This window comes from Vibrio sp. 378 (assembly GCF_033339435.1).
The window spans coordinates 1-563 of the sequence record NZ_JAWOUO010000954.1 but is presented as its reverse complement, the minus strand read 5'-3'; the positions used below and the strand labels follow the sequence as shown (position 1 = coordinate 563).

The following is a 563-nucleotide window of genomic DNA, read 5'->3' as shown; positions in this document are numbered from 1 at the left end:
ATGGTGACGATCCTCTCGCACTATTAAAAGATGGTGAAGTTCACGACATGGTCGGCGTGATGGGTGGTGTAGCATTTGGCAAAGACGCCACTTTGGTACGTAACGGTGACGCACTGACGCCTTCTGCGACTTTCCAATCTTCTCAATGGACAACGTTAGCAAAAGACAACATTGATGGCTTGGGCGAGCTGAATGCAGCTGAGCCACCTGCAGCATTTGTGTGTGAAGTGGATGGACACGCGCCAACGTTCACATCCATTCAAGACATTCAAGGTGAAGGTGCTTCTTCGCCATTTATCGATGGTTACCCATACATTACGACAGAAGAGCATTTTGTTACTGGTGTCGTGAGCGCTGTTACTAGCGGTTTGACGAAAGGCTTCTACCTGCAAGCTATCGAGAACGATAACAACGATAAGACGTCAGAAGGTCTATTTATTCATACGAACGCCGCCGATACGGAGCTAAAGCCTGGTGACGTAGTTTGTGTGAAAGGTAAGGTTCAGGAGTACTACAGCAATACTCAGCTTTCTTCTGACGCAACCAGCTATGTAAAAACTGGC

Annotated in this window: 1 pseudogene; it reads left to right on the top strand. The window is 47.6% G+C overall.

Features of this window, described 5'->3' with window-relative positions:
* Window positions 1-563 (top strand): annotated as a pseudogene (locus tag R7Q48_RS29790) (nuclease); the annotation flags it as partial.